17 protein-coding genes and 4 tRNA genes are annotated in these 15,126 nt (G+C 76.2%); 11 read left to right on the top strand and 10 right to left on the bottom strand.

Annotated elements, in window-relative coordinates; all coding sequences use genetic code 11:
• A partial coding sequence (locus tag ACI8AR_RS17295) for a DUF2332 domain-containing protein (RefSeq protein WP_457052117.1) occupies positions 1–755 on the top strand: 755 nt, incomplete at its 5' end.
• A 331-nt stretch (positions 756–1,086) separates the two neighbouring features.
• On the opposite strand, the gene ACI8AR_RS17290 is transcribed toward ACI8AR_RS17295, so the two are convergent.
• The 3 genes from ACI8AR_RS17290 to ACI8AR_RS17280 all read right to left on the bottom strand — a co-directional run bounded on the left by ACI8AR_RS17290 (position 1,087) and on the right by ACI8AR_RS17280 (position 3,995).
• Positions 1,087–1,159: transfer RNA gene (locus tag ACI8AR_RS17290), tRNA-Lys, on the bottom strand.
• A 522-nt stretch (positions 1,160–1,681) separates the two neighbouring features.
• Positions 1,682–2,260: a nuclease-related domain-containing protein gene (locus ACI8AR_RS17285; RefSeq protein ID WP_457052116.1), complete on the bottom strand. Its 579-nt coding sequence runs from the start codon at positions 2,258–2,260 to the stop codon at positions 1,682–1,684.
• A gap of 502 nt (positions 2,261–2,762) precedes the next feature.
• On the bottom strand, positions 2,763–3,995 hold the full coding sequence (locus ACI8AR_RS17280; protein ID WP_457052115.1) for an NYN domain-containing protein: 1,233 nt from the start codon (positions 3,993–3,995) through the stop codon (positions 2,763–2,765).
• Between the two features lie 670 nt (positions 3,996–4,665).
• Between ACI8AR_RS17280 and gvpJ the strand changes: the two genes are divergently transcribed.
• Both gvpJ and ACI8AR_RS17270 read left to right on the top strand, forming a co-directional pair.
• The gene (gvpJ, locus tag ACI8AR_RS17275; RefSeq protein ID WP_457052114.1) at positions 4,666–5,034 is read left to right on the top strand and encodes a gas vesicle protein GvpJ; all 369 of its coding nucleotides are present in this window, start codon (positions 4,666–4,668) and stop codon (positions 5,032–5,034) included.
• A 77-nt stretch (positions 5,035–5,111) separates the two neighbouring features.
• A complete protein-coding gene (locus ACI8AR_RS17270) occupies positions 5,112–5,465 on the top strand; it encodes a phage holin family protein (RefSeq protein WP_457052113.1) in 354 nt (117 codons plus the stop codon).
• Between the two features lie 443 nt (positions 5,466–5,908).
• On the opposite strand, the gene ACI8AR_RS17265 is transcribed toward ACI8AR_RS17270, so the two are convergent.
• From ACI8AR_RS17265 to ACI8AR_RS17250, 4 genes are all read right to left on the bottom strand, one after another.
• Positions 5,909–6,040: a hypothetical protein gene (locus tag ACI8AR_RS17265; RefSeq protein ID WP_457052112.1), complete on the bottom strand. Its 132-nt coding sequence runs from the start codon at positions 6,038–6,040 to the stop codon at positions 5,909–5,911.
• Between the two features lie 175 nt (positions 6,041–6,215).
• On the bottom strand, positions 6,216–7,079 hold the full coding sequence (locus tag ACI8AR_RS17260; protein WP_457052111.1) for a hypothetical protein: 864 nt from the start codon (positions 7,077–7,079) through the stop codon (positions 6,216–6,218).
• Between the two features lie 22 nt (positions 7,080–7,101).
• Entirely contained in the window at positions 7,102–7,983 is an 882-nt protein-coding gene (locus ACI8AR_RS17255; RefSeq protein WP_457052110.1) for a Rieske 2Fe-2S domain-containing protein, read from the bottom strand.
• Positions 7,984–7,993: 10 nt separating this feature from the next.
• Complete coding sequence (locus ACI8AR_RS17250; protein ID WP_457052109.1) at positions 7,994–8,419, bottom strand: VanZ family protein; 426 nt, start codon at positions 8,417–8,419, stop codon at positions 7,994–7,996.
• Positions 8,420–8,602: 183 nt separating this feature from the next.
• On the opposite strand from ACI8AR_RS17250, the gene ACI8AR_RS17245 reads away from it, so the two are divergent.
• The 4 genes from ACI8AR_RS17245 (at position 8,603) to ACI8AR_RS17230 (ending at position 11,752) form a co-directional block, all read left to right on the top strand.
• Positions 8,603–9,082, top strand: coding sequence for a GtrA family protein (locus tag ACI8AR_RS17245; protein WP_456927499.1), 480 nt, complete (start codon positions 8,603–8,605; stop codon positions 9,080–9,082).
• Between the two features lie 118 nt (positions 9,083–9,200).
• Positions 9,201–9,803: an NAD(P)H:quinone oxidoreductase gene (gene wrbA / locus ACI8AR_RS17240; protein WP_457052108.1), complete on the top strand. Its 603-nt coding sequence runs from the start codon at positions 9,201–9,203 to the stop codon at positions 9,801–9,803.
• A 96-nt stretch (positions 9,804–9,899) separates the two neighbouring features.
• On the top strand, positions 9,900–11,405 hold the full coding sequence (locus ACI8AR_RS17235) for a metallophosphoesterase family protein (RefSeq protein WP_457052107.1): 1,506 nt from the start codon (positions 9,900–9,902) through the stop codon (positions 11,403–11,405).
• Between the two features lie 23 nt (positions 11,406–11,428).
• Positions 11,429–11,752: a hypothetical protein gene (locus tag ACI8AR_RS17230; protein ID WP_457052106.1), complete on the top strand. Its 324-nt coding sequence runs from the start codon at positions 11,429–11,431 to the stop codon at positions 11,750–11,752.
• Positions 11,753–11,756: 4 nt separating this feature from the next.
• On the opposite strand, the gene ACI8AR_RS17225 is transcribed toward ACI8AR_RS17230, so the two are convergent.
• A complete protein-coding gene (locus ACI8AR_RS17225; protein WP_457052105.1) occupies positions 11,757–12,407 on the bottom strand; it encodes an AMIN-like domain-containing (lipo)protein in 651 nt (216 codons plus the stop codon).
• 115 nt (positions 12,408–12,522) lie between these two features.
• Here ACI8AR_RS17225 and ACI8AR_RS17220 point away from each other — a divergent pair.
• The 4 genes from ACI8AR_RS17220 to ACI8AR_RS17205 all read left to right on the top strand — a co-directional run bounded on the left by ACI8AR_RS17220 (position 12,523) and on the right by ACI8AR_RS17205 (position 13,273).
• A tRNA-Glu gene (locus tag ACI8AR_RS17220) sits at positions 12,523–12,595 on the top strand.
• A 24-nt stretch (positions 12,596–12,619) separates the two neighbouring features.
• Positions 12,620–12,693: transfer RNA gene (locus ACI8AR_RS17215), tRNA-Asp, on the top strand.
• A gap of 26 nt (positions 12,694–12,719) precedes the next feature.
• Positions 12,720–12,793: transfer RNA gene (locus tag ACI8AR_RS17210), tRNA-Phe, on the top strand.
• Positions 12,794–12,820: 27 nt separating this feature from the next.
• The gene (locus ACI8AR_RS17205) at positions 12,821–13,273 is read left to right on the top strand and encodes a GNAT family N-acetyltransferase (RefSeq protein WP_457052104.1); all 453 of its coding nucleotides are present in this window, start codon (positions 12,821–12,823) and stop codon (positions 13,271–13,273) included.
• On the opposite strand, the gene ACI8AR_RS17200 is transcribed toward ACI8AR_RS17205, so the two are convergent.
• On the bottom strand, positions 13,263–14,240 hold the full coding sequence (locus tag ACI8AR_RS17200) for a hypothetical protein (RefSeq protein WP_457052103.1): 978 nt from the start codon (positions 14,238–14,240) through the stop codon (positions 13,263–13,265). The two genes, ACI8AR_RS17205 and ACI8AR_RS17200, sit on opposite strands and share 11 nt — an antisense overlap.
• Positions 14,241–14,439: 199 nt before the next feature.
• The gene (locus ACI8AR_RS17195; RefSeq protein WP_457052102.1) at positions 14,440–15,123 is read right to left on the bottom strand and encodes a phosphodiesterase; all 684 of its coding nucleotides are present in this window, start codon (positions 15,121–15,123) and stop codon (positions 14,440–14,442) included.
• Positions 15,124–15,126: the final 3 nt, after the last annotated feature.

The following is a 15,126-nucleotide window of genomic DNA, read 5'->3' as shown; positions in this document are numbered from 1 at the left end:
CGCACCGGCCGGTGCGCGGCGCCGAGACCGGGCACGGCGCCGTGCTGTACCCGCTGGTCGCCGAGGCGGCGCACCGGGGAGGTGCGGCCGCGGTCGGGCTGGTCGGCGTGGACTGCGGGGCCGGGTTCGACCTGTTCCTCGACCGCGTCGGCATCACCTACGGCGACGGGCGGACGCTGGGCGACCCGGCGTCCCCGGTGCGGACGGCGTGCCGGGTCGTGGGGGACCGGCCGGTCCCGGCGCGGGCGGTACCCGGGGTCGTCGCCCGGATCGGCGTCGACCGCGATCCGGTGGACGTGACCGACCCCGACGACGCCCGGTGGCTGCGCGCCTGCCTGCCGCCGGACCGGACCGAGCGGAGGGCGCTGCTCGACGCGGAGATCGCGCTGGCGGCGACGGACCCTCCCCTGCTGCTGCGCGGCGACGCCGTCGAGGTGCTGCCCGACGCCCTCGCCCGGGTGCCCGCGGACGCGCTGCCGGTGGTCACGACGACGTGGGCGCTGTCGCGCCTCCCGCCCGAGGCCCGGCTGCGCTTCCTGCAGCGCCTCGGCGAGGCCGCGGCCGGCCGGGCGGTGGCGTGGGTGTCCGCGGAGGGGGTCGGCGTCGCGCCCGCCGTCCCGACGTTCGGCGACCGCCGAGCCTCCGGCCACAGCATCCTGGGAGTGGCCGTGTTCGACGGCTCGAGCCTCCCCGCCGAGGCGGTCGGCCGGTGCTGGTCGCGGGGCCGCACCCTGGCGTGGCTGGCGGGCTCCTGACCCGCGGGTCAGCCCGGTCGCCGGGCGGTGAGCGCCACCTGGGGTGCCCGGACGCGTCCGCCGGCAGCCGCAGCTCGGACACCGGCTCCAGCCCGCGTCGGCGAGCATCGCGGCGATCTGCTCGGGGACCCACAGGTGGGTCGTCCAAGCCACCGGCACGCCGCAGCCACGAGTGGGCGTGCAACTCGCCCACGCCCGTCGCCACGTAGTTCTCGGCGACCCGGTCGTAGGAGGCCCGGACGACGTCGAGGTCCGCGGGCCGGGCGATGCTCCGTCGCACACCGGGACCGTGGGGATCCCGGGTCGACGGCTCCTCGCCGGGGCAGCACGGTGGGCCCCGTGGGGATCGAACCCACAACCCGCGGATTAAAAGTCCGCTGCTCTGCCAGTTGAGCTAGAGGCCCGGTGGGTGCAGAGAACCTCTCAGACACCCACGAGACAACGCGTGAGACACCTGCGGCGCCTGCGGCCCTCTGCGAGGCTAGCGCGCCGCTGGGACGGCCAGCGGGGCCGCACCGGCCGCTACGCGGACGAATCCACCCGGCGTCGGAGAGCCTTCCACTTCGTCGTGCGGCCGGTGCGGTGATCGCGAGCGCGCCAGAAGTCCCAGCCATCCGTGGACGAGGTGGACTCCCGGGTGTCCGACCCGGAGCCGGCGATCGTGACCGCCCGGCCGGCGCTCGACATCGAACGAGAGGGCTCACCACCGTTGCGGATGCCGCCGTCGGGGCCCGTCGGCACGGCCCGGCTGCGGTGTGCGCTTGCCCACCCGCTCCACGCCGTCGTGAGGCGGCTCGACGTCGGAGATCCTCACCCCCAGCGCGGCGTTCACCGGCCGGTGTTCGCCTCGCGGTCGGGGAAGTGGGTGCGCAGCCGGTCGGCGACCAGCCCCACGGCTGCGGGGCTGAAGGGGCCGGCGCGGCGGATCAGCTGGCTGTGGACCTCGGTCCCTCGAGCCGGACGTCCTCGATGCGGTCGGGCGGGAACAGCGGCCAGTCGGCCTCGAAGAACGCCAGCACCCCGGTGACCGCCACCGCGTCGGGGAGCCGAGGATCGGCAGCGAGCGCGTCGCGGACCAGCTGCACCTGCGCCTGGACGCCGGCGACGAGCTTCGTGCAGTCGCGGCGGCCGACGAGCAGCTTGTACCGCCGGGGGCCGAACAGGCCGCCCTCCCAGTCGACCCGCACGGTGCCGGTGTAGTTCTTCGCGTCGATGACGAAGACGCCCGCGGAGGACACGGCGATGTGGTCGATGTTCGCCCGGGTGCCCGGGATGCGCCGGTCGTGCAGTACCTCGACGCCGTGCTCGACGAGCTGGTCCAGTCGCCGGGCGACCGCTCGCTCGCCGGCGGCCCCCTGCCGCCAGGCGGCGACGTGCTGTGGTTCGTCGGAGAGCGCGAGGATGAGCCCGCCGAGGATCGGGTGGGCGCTGCGGACCCGCTGCTCGCGGCGGGCCTTGCGGCGCTCGTACTCGGCCTCGGCGGACGCGCCCGCGGTGCCGGTCACCCGCGGTGCCACGGGAGGCGCGACCGAGGCAGCCTCCGGCGGGCCGACTGCCGGCAGAGCGACTGCCGGCGGGGCGGGAGGCGCATCGTCGTGGGCCAGGCACTGGACGACCCGCCGCGCCCGGTTCCACAGGGCCGTGGTCCCGGCGGCCAGGTCGGCGCCGCAGCCGGCGCAGGCCGCCGCCCGACGCAGCGTCAGAGTGCGCCAGGTTCCCGCGTCGGTCGCGGGTTGGTCGTCGGAAGCGGGAGCGGGCGCCGTGTGGGACTGACAGCGCACCGCACCGGCGGACCGACTCCAGACCGCGGCCGTGCCCGTCGGCAGGTCCGCGCCGCAGTCGGTGCAGGTGCCGTCCCGCCGCAGGCGCAGCGGCCGCCAGTCCTCGCTCACGATGTCGGGACGGTGCCATAGCGGCTGCTGGTGGTCCACGACTCCGCCTCTGCCTACGACGGCAATCCGTCCCCGCGCCGTCGGCGGGGCCGACCACCGGAGGGGGGCAGGCCCCTCAGCTGCCACGGGGCGCCGCCGGAAGCACCCACCGGTCCAGGGTCGCCTCGTCCTCGCGGCTGAGCTCGAGCCCGGCCTGTTCGCACAGGGTCCGGAGGTGCTTCCGCCAGGCGTACGTCATCTCGCGCGGGCTCGGGACGGCCTCCCTGAGGTCCGTGTCGGCGTAGAGCAGCCCCTGGATCACGAAGTTGACCGCGCGACGGCTCACCGGCTCACCCGCGGCCGTGGTTCGTTCCCGCACGTCGGCGGCGAGCCGGTCCAGCGCCTGGTTGCCCCTGGCGGCGGCCGCGAGGTGCTCGAACAGAGCCGCGTACTGCGCCTTCGTGAGCTGCGGCGCACGGGTCACGCGGCACACCCGGGCGACGACGTCGTCCGGCTGGGCCTCACCGGGGTCCGGCTCCAGCGCGTGCCGCCGCGGGTCCAGGACCCACCCACCGGAGGCGTCGCGCCGGAACTCCAGCTCGGGGAGGCGGTCGCGGACGAACCCGGCGAAGCCGTCGCCCGCCTGACCCCAGCCGCGAGCCGCGATCTGCGGCACAGCCCGCAGCCCGGCGTGGGCCGCGGTCGCGCCCGCCAGAGGCGCGGGAGAAGCGTCGACGAGCGCGCGGATCGCCGCCGCCGCGGTGGACAGGTCGTCTCCTGTCAGGCCGGTGGGCGAGGGCGCCTCGTCCGACGCCGTCGGTGCGGCCGGGGTGGTGAACGCCTCCAGCAGCTGCATCGGTCCGATGCTGGAGTCGCAGACCGCCTCGTAGGCAGCGGCGTACGGGCCGGCGGCCACCATGAGCGTCCGGCGGTCGTGGCGCCGCAGCTTGGTCATCAACGGGCTGAAGTCCGCATCCGCGGAACAGATGACGAACTCGTCGTACCGGGTCGCGTGGCTCAGGGCGTCGACGACGTCGAGCACGATGTGGGTGTCCGCGCTGCTCTTGCCGCGCTGCGTCAGCGAGGGACAGTCGATCACCCGGAATCCCGCGGCGACGAACTGAGCCCGGTACCCCGCGTAGACCTGCGGGTTCAGATAGCAGTCGCGCACGAGGAACCGCCGGCGGAAGACGCCCTCGTCGTCCGCCCCGCTCGCCAACCATGCGAGCAGCCGCCCCGGGTCGTTGGCGAAGACGCTCGCGGCGTCCTGGTCGACCAGCCGAAGTCCGGAGTAGAGGTTGTCGAAGTCGACATAGAGGGCACTGCGGTAGGTCCGCTGGTGTGCGGCACTCCCCTGCGCATCCGACACTGCGCCTCCCGAGATCGACAGCATGCCGAGACCACGGCAGGCGGTCCCCACTCCGGCCTCCCCCATCGACAGTCGTGTGGAGCGACTGGAGTGGGTCGGCGTCCCGAGATCGCTGATCCGGCATCTTAGGAGGTCAGGGCTCCGCCTCGACCATCCGCTGGACAACCGCCGATCCGGATGGGGACGACGAGCCCCCGAGGCCCGGTACCGCCGAGGCTCCCGGACGGAGCGGGCGGTCACCGGCCTCCGGAGGTCAGCGTCGGCGGCGCAGGCCGTCGAGGAAGCCCTTCCAGAGCTGGGTGCCGAAGGACTCCTTCTGACTCCCGCCCCCCGTCGCCTGTGGCTTCGAGGCCCTCCGCGGGGCCTGGCGGGTCCGGTCCAGACGGCGCTGGGGTGGCTGGGCCCGGCGTCGGGTTCCCTCCGGCATGGCGGCACCCTCTTCCATCCGCTGCCTGCCCGCGCGGGGCCGCGGGCGGGGTGCGGCACCGGCATCGTCCCGCCGGCCGGTGACCGCCGGAGCGGCTCCCACGACGACGCGCCCGGGCCGTCAGTGAAGCCGTGACCAGACGTCATCACCCGATGACGGCGTGGCGCGACCGGGGCGCCATCCTCTGCGGACCGGCGGGCGGCGGGCCATCGTGGGGAGGCAGCCGCAGACCTGGGGGAGCTCATGACCGTGTCGACCGTCAACCGCGCGCCCCGCCCGAGTGGCCTGGCCGACGTCCTCGACGTGGTCCTGGACAAGGGCATCGTGCTCGACGCGTACGCCCGCGTGGCGCTGCTGGGCATCGAGCTGGTGACCGTCGACGCGCGCGTCGTCATCGCGAGCGTGGACACCTACCTGCGGTTCGCGGAGGCGGTCAACCGGCTGGACCTGTACCCCGAGAGCGAGCCCAGGGGCCTGCCCGGGCTCTTCGAGGACACCCTCGAGGGCGGCGCCAAGATGGTCGTGAAGAAGAAGCTCAGCGGTCCTGCGGAGAAGATCGAGAACTTCGTCGAGAAGATCACCGGCCGCGGGAGCGAGGAGCGCGAGCGGTAGGACGCCTGGGCCCCGCGGCGGGCCCGGCCGGGGCGACAATCGCAGGCACCGCGACCGTCGGGACCGGGGAGGGTGCCATGACGTCGCAGATCCCGGGACTTCCCGGCCGTGACCTGCTGCAGCCGCTGACCGAGGAGATCGGCGCGGCGGTGCACCGCGAGGTCGAACGGGTCCGGGACGAGGTCACGCGTCCCTACCGCGACTCGCGGGAGGGCATGCGCCTGCTCGGCGGCTCGGCCGTGCTCGGCTCGATGGCGGCCGGCGGCGCGACGGCGCTGCTGATCCGGCTGCTGGACCGCCGGCTGCCGCCGACGGGGTCGGCGGCGCTGGTCACCGCGGCGCTCGGCGCGGGCGCCGCCGCCCTGGCGCGGGCCGGCCGCGCGCGGATGCCCTGGCCGCCGGCGGGCACGGCCCCTCGCCCCGGGACCTGACCGGAGGACGCGGCGCGACCGGCGGGTCTGACCGGCGCGCCGCGTCGTCGTGGCTCAGGCGTCGGTGCGCGCGGCCCGTGCCGGGGCCCTGCGCTCGTCCTCCTCACCTCTCCGGACGGCGGGGATCTCGCGCAGGCCGGGGCGGCGCCGCTGGTCGGGCTGGGCTCGTCGGGGAGTCGGGTCCTGCATCGTGCCCTCCGATCTCGTCGGCGCACGTCCGCGCACGCCGGGGGGTTCCGAGGGCGCCGATCCTGTGGCGGCCGCCCGGACCACCCGTCCCGGACACGCCGGTCGCGCCCCGCCCCGCGGCGCTGCGCAGCAGCTTGCGGTCCCCCGGTGCACGCCCCGTCACCGGCGGTCGACCTCCTCCACCCGCCGCGAGCGCGGCCCGCCCCGGGCCCGGTCCGCCCCGGCCGCCCACGTGGCCAGGACCTCGTCGCCGGTCACAGCACGTCGAGCACCAGCAGCACGACCAGGGTCAGCACCGCGGACACGAGCAGGGATCCCAGGCAGCCCAGGCGGTTGGAGAAGAAGAGGAACACCCGGTCGAGGTGCCCACCGCACGCCGTCGGCAACCGTGCGTCACCGTGGGGCGCCACCCGCGCGGGGACGTGCACCCGTTCAGGGGATCGTGGCATCGGGGGCCACTACCTACGGTCATCCCCAGCGCGCCGGTCACGACCGCGTGCGAGCACTCCGGCCCGGCCGTCCCGTTCCCCCCGGGACAGCCGGGCCGGTCCCTTCGCGGGGTCAGCAGGCGGTGGCGACCAGCCCGAAGAGGACGTCGCGCTGCGCCTGGTCCAGCGGCAGGTCCGCGGGCACCTCGTCGTCGTCGCCCACCCGCAGCCCGAGCACGAACAGGTAGGGCTGCTTGACCTCCGCCAGCGCGTGCGGGTCGCAGCGCGCCATCGTGAACTCGACCGGGACCTCCAGCGTCGGCTCCCCGGCCTCCAGGGTCCGCGGCAGGCCCGCAGCGACGTCGTAGAGGACGTTGCCCTCCAGCCGGGTCACGGTCACCGGGCGGTCGTCGTCGCCGGCCCGGGTCAGCACGAGCGACCCGGCGACGGCGTTCCCGTCCGACGCGAGCCCGGTGACGGTGACCCCCGCGACGCCGAGGACGGCGCGGACGGCGCACCGCTCCTCGTGGATGCGGCCGAGCGCCTCGGCGGCCAGCGGCACGCGCAGGGTCTCGGTACGCCCGTCGGGCCGGACGACGGTCAGCCGCGCCGCGGCGGGCTCGGCGGCCCCGTCGCACACCACCTCGCCGTAGGGCGTGGGCAGGTCGATGGTGCGGCCGGGGGCGTAGGCGGCGGTGACCGCGCGGTCCGGCAGCGGCGCGAAGCCGGGCGAGTCGATCGCCACGGCGGTGACGGTGAACGGCTCGGTGCCGGTGTCGGTGACCCGGACCTGCACCTGCCCGCCGAGCGCCGCGTCGGTGCGCAGCTCCACCGCCTCCGCCTCGATCCCGGGCACCGGCGGCACGGCCGGCCCGGGAGCGGGCGTGGACGACGGCGACGCCGGCGACACCGGCGAGGCCGGCTCGGCGGCCGACGGGGGTGCGGAGCCGCACGCGGCGCACAGCAGCACGGCGAGCACCGCCGCCGTCCGCCGCATGCGGCGAGCGTAGGGCGGGGGGCTACTGGTGGCGGGAGGGCAGCCGCGCCATGACCCGGCCGGCCTCCATCCGCACCTCGAGCTTCTCCTGCGGGTTGGCCGCCGGGCCGCGCCGCGGCTCCCCGTTCTCCAGGTCGAACGCCGACCCGTGCCACGGGCAGACCAGGCACTCGTGCCCGCGCACCTCCTCGACGGCGCCCTCGTAGAGCGGCCCGGCCAGGTGCGAGCAGGCACCCACGAAGACGTCGACCCGCCCGCCCCGGCGGACGGCGGCCAGGGGCGCGGCCACCCCGCTGCCGCCCGCGGTGCGCAGCGCGGGCCGGCCCTCGGGCAGGTCGTCGAGCGGGCCGAGGTCGATCCAGTCGGAGGTCAGCGCGCGGGCCGCCGTCGCCGCGTGCGAGGCGCCCGAGGACTGGGCGTAGGACATGTGCCCGCCGATCGCCGCGGACCCGGTGGCGATGCCCAGCCCGGCGTAGGCGAGCACCCGGCCGAGCGTGCCGCGCCCCTTGGCCCGGGCCACCAGGGAGCCGACGTACAGGCTCAGCGCGGCCATGTTGGAGACGGCGTGCAGCGCGCCCAGCCGGCGGACGCCGACCTCCTGCTCCGACCAGTCGGCCGCGCCGGACATCGCCGCGGGCACCGAGACGGCGACCCCGGTGGCGATCAGGACGGTGGCGGCCGGCCGCAGCGGCGGGACGGCGTCGAGCAGGCCGGCCGAGGTCCAGCTCCCGACGGGGACCTGCACGAGCACCGGGTGCAGCGGGTGACCGAGCCAGGTGCCGTGCAGCGCGTCCTTGAGCGCTGCCGGCCGCAGGACCGCCTGCACCGCCGTGCGGGCCTGCTCGATGGCCCGGTCGAAGGTGCTCACGTCCGCGAGTCGGTCGAGGATCCCCATCAGGCTCATGCGCGGGCTCCTACCCCCGCCGGGCCACCCTGACGCCACCGGCCACGGTGCTGACCAGCGCGGTCACGAGCAGTCCGGCGGCGAGCGCACCGGCCGCGTTGAGCAGCGCGTCCAGCGGCGACACGACCCGGCCGAGCGGCAGCAGCCACTGCAGCGCCTCGATCGCCGCGCCCGTGGCGACGGCCGCGCCCGCGAGGAGGGCCGGCCGGCGCAGGGCCGGGAAGCGGAGGACGGCCACCGCGGCGACCGGCGTCAGCAGCAGCAGGTTGCCCAGCAGCTGCCGGACCGTCGCGCGCGAGTCCAGGCCGGCGAGGTACCAGTGCGCCTCGACGGCGGGCGAGCCCCAGGACCAGCCCCCGTCGCCGGTGGGCAGCAGCGTGAGCGCGGCGACGACCGCCAGCGCCACGGCGAGGGCGGCGGACAGCAGCGGCCTCATGGCCCCGACTGTGACGCAGGTCCCTGGCAGCCCCCTGGGAAGCGCCTGCGGGGACCCGGAGTGAGCGGATGCACACCCGACACAGCGACCCGCAGGGAGTAATGCGGTCGCCCCCAGGTAAGTGTCAGGAGGATCCTGCACAGTGATCCCCGACGACGCCGTGACCAGCGAGGAGGTGCGCCCGTGACGTGCCCGTCGCTGCTGCACCGTCCCGCGGTCGTCGACGTGGTCGCCGACCTCGCCGCGAGCCTGAACACCCTGGTGCGCTCCGACCGGGCCCTGGGTCAGTTCGCGCGCTTCGTGATGGTCGGCGGGTTCTCCAGTGCCGTCTACGCGCTGCTGTTCTGGCTGCTGCGCGACCTGGGCGGCGTGCAGGCCAACGTCGTCGGCTCGGCGCTGTCGTCGATGCTCGCCAACGAGATGCACCGGCGGCTGACCTTCCGCGCCGGTGAGCGGGTCGGCTGGTTCGCCGCGCAGTGGGAGGGCGGCGCGCTGGCGATCGCCGGCATGGTGGCCACCAGCCTGGCGCTGAGCTGGTTCAACGCCACGGTCAGCGAGCCCGCCGTCGTCGCCGAGCTGGCGGTCATCGCCCTGGTCACCGCGACCATCGGGACGCTGCGCTTCCTGGCGCTGCGCTGGGTCTTCCGCCCGCAGCCCGCCTGATCCCCCGGCCCGGTCCCCCGCCGGGTGTTTGACGCGCGCGTGTCGCGAGCACACGACCCGGCAGTGGTTGAACGTGCAACCACGAGACCGCGTACGCGACACGAGAGCCGAGGGAACCGTGGCGAAGATCGCCGTCATCTACTACTCGTCCACCGGGAACGTGCACCAGCTCGCCGGCGCCCTGGCCGAGGGCGCCGAGGAGGCGGGCGCGGAGGTGCGCCTGCGCCGGGTCCCGGAACTGGCCCCCGAGGAGGCCATCGACAGCAACCCGCTGTGGCGGGCGCACGTCGACGCCACCGCGAACGAGGTCCAGGAGGCCACGCCGGCCGACCTGGAGTGGGCCGACGGCTACGCGCTGGGCAGCCCCACCCGCTTCGGCACGCCCGCCTCGCAGATGAAGCAGTTCATCGACACGCTCGGCGGCCTGTGGTTCACCGGCAAGCTGGCCGACAAGGGCGCCACCGCGTTCACCAGCGCGCAGAACGTCCACGGCGGCAACGAGTCGACGATCCTCACCTTCTTCAACGTCTTCTCGCACTTCGGCGCGGTGATCGTGCCGCCCGGCTACACCGACCCGCTGCTGTTCGAGGCCGGCGGCAACCCCTACGGCGTCTCGAACGCCTCGGGCGGCAAGTCGGCCACCGCGTCCGACGCCGAGCTCGCCGCGGCCCGTCACCAGGGCCGCCGCCTGGCCGAGGTGACGGCGAAGCTGGTCGCCTGACCTGCACGGACACACCGCGACGGCCGGCCGGGGCCCATCCCGGCCGGCCGTCGCCGTCCCGAGCAGGGGCGTGGCCCCGGAACTAGCCTCGACGGGATGAGCGAGCCGACGACGCGGGCGCCCGGGCGCTGGAGGCGTCCGGCACGGGCCGCCGGGCGCTGGGCGGTCCGGCTCGCCGTCGCGGCCGCCGGCGCGCTGCTCGGCATCCTGCTGCTCGGCCGCGTCGAGGCGCCCATCGGCCCGTTCGACGCCGGGCTCGCCCTCACCCCCACCGGCGGCGGCGCGACCGTGGAGGTGCCGCCGCTCGGCACGCTGGAGGTCGACGCCTACGACGGCCCGCTCGGCCTGGACGTGCAGCTGCGCCGCGTCGACGAGTCCCGCATCCAGGAGCTGATGAGCGACCCGGCCCGGCTCGACGGCCTGGTCGACCGGGTCAGCGCCGACCTGCAGGACGCCGTCGTCCGGCTGGCCTGGACCACGGCCGCCGCCGGGGTGGGCGGCGCCGCCGTCGCCTCCCTGCTCCTCTACCGCCGCTGGCGCGAGCCGCTGGTCGCGGCGGGGGTCTCCGTGGTGCTGCTCGCCGGCACCGCCGGCCTGGGTGCGGCGACCTGGCGGCCCGAGGCGCTGTCCCAGCCCACCTACACGGGCCTGCTGGTCAACGCGACCAGCCTGATCGGCAGCGCCGAGGACATCGTCGCCCGGTTCAGCGCCTACCGGGAGTCGCTCGAGGAGCTGGTCACCAACGTCGGCACGCTGTACTCCGCGCTGTCGGCGCTGCCGGCGCCGGGCGGGCCCTCCGACACCGTGGCGCTGCTGCACGTCTCCGACATCCACCTCAACCCGGCGGGCTTCGACCTGGTCGCGCAGGTGGCCGACCAGTTCGACGTCGACGCCGTCCTCGACACCGGCGACATCACCGACTGGGGCAGCGAGCCGGAGAACCGGCTGATCGGCTCCATCGGCGCGCTCGGCGTCCCCTACGTGTACGTCCGCGGCAACCACGACTCGGCGACCACCGCCGCGCTGGTCGCCTCCCAGCCCAACGCCACCGTCCTCGACGACTCCGCGACGGAGGTCGCCGGCCTGACCGTGGTCGGCGCCCGGGACCCCCGGTTCACCCCCGACAAGGACGCCTCCGGCGACGGCGAGTCGCTGGAGCAGACCGGCGAGGACCTCGCGGAGGTCGCCGAGGAGCAGGCGGCGACGCCGGCGATCGCGATGGTGCACGACCCCGGGCAGGCCGGGCCGCTGGACGGCGTCGTCCCGCTGGTCCTGGCCGGGCACACCCACGAGCGGGAGGTCGAGACCCTCGACGGCGGGACGCTGCTCATGGTGCAGGGGTCGACCGGCGGCGCCGGCCTGCGCGGCCTGCAGGGCGAGTACCCCGAGCCGCTGACCTGCACGGTCCTCTACCTCGACCCGGACAGCGGCGCGCTGGTCGCCTACGACGACATCACCCTCGGCGGCCTCGGCGAGACCGAGGCGACGATCGTGCGCACCGTCGTCCCGGAGCGGACCGCCGCCGACGGCACCGAGGACGGCACCGAGGACGGCACGGGGGACGGCACCGGCGACGGGACGCCGGCCTCCCCGACGGACTGAGCCGCCCGCCCTACGCTCCCGCCATGGCTCCGACTCCCCGCCTGGCCGCCGGTGTCCTCGCCGGGGCGCTCGCCCTGGTCCCCGTCGCCGGCTGCTCGTTCACCTCGAACGGCTTCTCCTGCTCCGGGTCGACCTGCACGATCACGCTCGACGGGGAGGGCAGCGAGGTCGAGGTCCTGGGGACGACGGTGACGCTGGGGAGCGTGCAGGACGGGCGGGCGTCGATCGACGTCGCCGGGGCCAGCGTCTCCTGCGGGGAGGGCGAGTCCGTGAACGCCGGGAGCCTGTCGCTGGAGTGCACCAGCGTGTCCGGCGACACGGTGGAGCTCACCGCCAGCCTCGGCTGACCGCTCACCCGGCGTCGGCGACCTCGACGACCACCCGGGTCGGGTCCTCGAGCGCGTAGACCCGGAACGGCGCCTGCGAGCGGGTGCCGACGAAGGCGACCGTCGTCCCCTCGAAGGTCGCGTCGAAGACCACCTCGGTCACCGTGGCGGTGCCCTCGCCCGGCAGGGGGTCGGGGCCCGCGTACTCCTCGACGCCGGTGTCGTAGGGGTAGCCGGCGCCGGTGATCGTCACCTGCAGGACCGCCTCGCCGGCCACCTCGACCTCCTCGCCGCTGCCCTGCGAGCTCGCGACGTCGACGTAGCGGACGTCCCAGCCCGGCGTCCCCGTGCCGCCGGCCTCGAACACCACGCGGTCGAAGCCGTCGTGGCGGCCGGTGCGCACGTCGCGCACGGTCACCGACGCGTCGGCGGAGGCGTCGGCGGTGTCGGGCCGCGTGTCGGCGGGGGACGACGGCGCGACAGTGCCGGCGTCCCCGTCGTCGCTCCCGGTGGGCGAGGAGGACCCGCCGGCGGACGGCGTCGCGGAGGAGGTCGCGGAGGACGTCGCCGCGGTCGGGGACGCACCCGCCGCCGGCCGCTCCTCCCCGCCGCAACCGGTCAGCAGCAGCGCCGCGGCGAGCAGGGCGGGGACGGGAGCGGGGGCGCGGCGGGACACCCGCGGATCGTGACAGCCGGCCGGCCCCGGGCGGGCCCGCCACGCCTGGCCGAGGGGTGGTGTCAGGGGCCCTCCGGGGGCCGTGTATCGTTCTCCCTGCCCCCGGCGAACACGAGCCCCCATCGTCTAGCGGTCCAGGACGCCGCCCTTTCAAGGCGGTAGCACGGGTTCGAACCCCGTTGGGGGCACGGCACCACCAGCAGTACCAGCAAGGCCCTGTAGCGCAGTTGGTTAGCGCGCCGCCCTGTCACGGCGGAGGTCGCGGGTTCGAGTCCCGTCAGGGTCGCTTCCCCGGTGCATCGTCACCGGGAGGGGCAGGTAGCTCAGTCGGTACGAGCGCTCGCCTGAAAAGCGAGAGGTCGGCGGTTCGACCCCGCCCCTGCCCACACACTCTTCTCCCCCTCCGGAGCCCGGTGGTCGTCGAAGCCCGCGACCCGGCCCGGGACGCCGGCCTCGCGGCCCGCCTGCTCGAGGTCCAGCACGCCGCCTACGCCGTCGAGGCGCGGCTCATCGGCGACGACCGCATCCCCGCCCTGCACGAGGACCTGGCCGCCCTGCGGGCCGCCGGCCTGTCCTGGCTGGTCGGCCGCGACGGCGCGACCGTCCTCGGCGCCCTCGGCTGGCGGGACACCGGGAGCGGCGTCGACGTCGACCGGCTCGTCGTCGACCCCGCGCACGCGCGCCGCGGCACCGGGCTGGCCCTGGTCGCCGCCGTGCTGGAGCGGGCCGGGCGGCGCCCGGTCACCGTCTCCACCGGCCGCGACAACACCCCGGCCCGCCGGCTCTACGCACGGGCCGGGTTCACCGAGGTGGCCGAGCGCGAGGTGCTGCCCGGCCTGTGGATCACCGACCTGGTCAGGCCCTGACGCCTCGAACCCGGACGGCGCGGTCGGCCACCACCTGGTCGTAGACCTGCTCGTGCACCGCCCGCACCGCCGCGCGCTGCTCCGCCCGCCAGCCGCGGTCGGCGGGGCGGGGCATCGGCCGGGTCAGCGCCGCGCCGACCGCCACGCCGAGTGACACCGGGTCGAAGCCGCACTCCTCGTCGTTGCCGTAGCCGACGACGTCGGACCACTGGTCGGCGAACCACCCGCAGCGCGGCGCCACCACCCGCGTGCCGACGTCGCGGCACACCTCCAGGTCCCGCGAGTGCGTGCCGCAGCGCTGCGGCAGCACCGCCACGTGCAGCTCCTGCAGCTGCGCGGCCCAGCGCGCCGGGTCCCGGACGACCACCTCCAGCCCTTCGGCGCGGGGCAGGTCCGGGTCGAGGGCGAGCGACTGCCCGGGCTCGAGGAACACCCGCAGCCGCCCGCCGCCGGAGACCGCGCCCGACAGCGCGGCCCGGACCATCCCGACCGGGTCGGTGACCGTGACCCCCGGGATGCCGAGCGCCAGCCCGACCAGGCCGCGCTCGGCGCCGGTGTCCGGGTCGGCCGCGGCGACCGAGGGGTGGGCGACGACGATCGCCGTCCGCCCGAAGCGCTCGGCGATCTCGTCGGCGGCGCCGGGGGTCAGCGTGAAGACGACCTCCGCAGTGGCCAGCAGCGCGGCCAGGTGGGCGTCGTGCCGGTGCCGCTCGGGCCGGGCGGGGTCGCGCAGCTGGTGCACGGTGACCACCAGCGGCACGCCGGTGCGGCGCAGCGCCTCGGTCCAGCTGACCACCTCGTCCTCGTGCAGGTGCCCGTAGCCGGTGTGCACGTGCACGACGTCGACCAGGCCGGCGTGCGCGGTGAGGTACGCCGGGTCCAGCCACGGGCTCGGGTCGTGGTCGGGACCCACCCGCACCGCGGAGGCGGGCAGCACGGCGTCGACGTAGGGATCGGCGTGCGGCACCGTCGCGACGCGGATCCGCGCGGGCGACGCGGACGTCGGTAGAGCGTGCATCACTCGGACGGCCACTCCTCCTGCGGTCGAGCACTGCGACGGCAGGGGCGGTGCTCCTCGGTGAACTCCGGGGAGTTCCGATACCCCAGGATGGTGCCGCACAACCGTGTGGGAAGTCACCGGGTGGCCTGCGTCACCCCTGCGGGGCTCATCCCGGGCTGCTGCGGCCCTCCCGCGCGGCGGCGTACGCCGGGGCCCGGAACCGGGCCATCGGGCCGTCGGCGAGCAGCCCCGGCGGCGGGTTGCGGACGGCGTCGAAGCGCAGGTCGGGGTCGGGGGGGTCGGCCGGGTCCCCGAGGGTCAGCCGGCCGAACGGCACCCACTCGCCCGCGCCGCGGGCGACCACCAGGCGGAACGTCGGCCCGGGGGCCGCGGCGGCGACCGGCGCCGGGTCCGACGGCAGGGCCTCCGGCCGGTCCGGGACCGCGGCCAGCCGGAGCGTCCCCGCGGCCGAGCGGTAGCCCATGATCGACGAGTAGGTGGTCGCGGCGTCGACCCGGAGCACCGGCAGGAGCCGCGTCCAGCGGCCGGAGCCGGTGCTCGACAGCAGGAGGTCCACGGGCCGGCCGCCGTCGGGCAGGCGGACCGCGAGACCCAGGAGGTCGGGCAGCGGGGCGGGCAGGCCCGCCCCGCGGGACAGCCGGACGACGGCGGCCTCGCGCGCCGGCTCGTCCAGCCAGGGGACGCCCCAGGAGCCGGGGACGCCGGTCCGCTCCAGGACGGCCGCGACGACGGCGCCGCGGGGGTGCATCGGCTTGCCGCGGCGCCGGCGCGCCAGGGCGCCCAGCGGCACCGCGGCCAGTCGTCCGGCCAGCCTCGCGAGGTCGTGCACGCC

The sequence above is a fragment of the Geodermatophilus sp. SYSU D01036 genome, from assembly GCF_054050435.1.
This window is presented reverse-complemented; position numbering and strand designations above follow the sequence as displayed.

Bases quoted from the DNA above. Each gene is read 5' to 3' on its own strand.
- ACI8AR_RS17235 (WP_457052107.1), top strand. From the start codon at position 9,900: ATGAGCGAGCCGACGACGCGGGCGCCCGGGCGCTGGAGGCGTCCGGCA.
- gvpJ (WP_457052114.1), top strand. From the start codon at position 4,666: ATGACCGTGTCGACCGTCAACCGCGCGCCCCGCCCGAGTGGCCTGGCC.
- ACI8AR_RS17250 (WP_457052109.1), bottom strand. From the start codon at position 8,419: ATGAGGCCGCTGCTGTCCGCCGCCCTCGCCGTGGCGCTGGCGGTCGTC.
- ACI8AR_RS17255 (WP_457052110.1), bottom strand. From the start codon at position 7,983: ATGAGCCTGATGGGGATCCTCGACCGACTCGCGGACGTGAGCACCTTC.
- ACI8AR_RS17260 (WP_457052111.1), bottom strand. From the start codon at position 7,079: ATGCGGCGGACGGCGGCGGTGCTCGCCGTGCTGCTGTGCGCCGCGTGC.
- ACI8AR_RS17270 (WP_457052113.1), top strand. From the start codon at position 5,112: ATGACGTCGCAGATCCCGGGACTTCCCGGCCGTGACCTGCTGCAGCCG.
- ACI8AR_RS17230 (WP_457052106.1), top strand. From the start codon at position 11,429: ATGGCTCCGACTCCCCGCCTGGCCGCCGGTGTCCTCGCCGGGGCGCTC.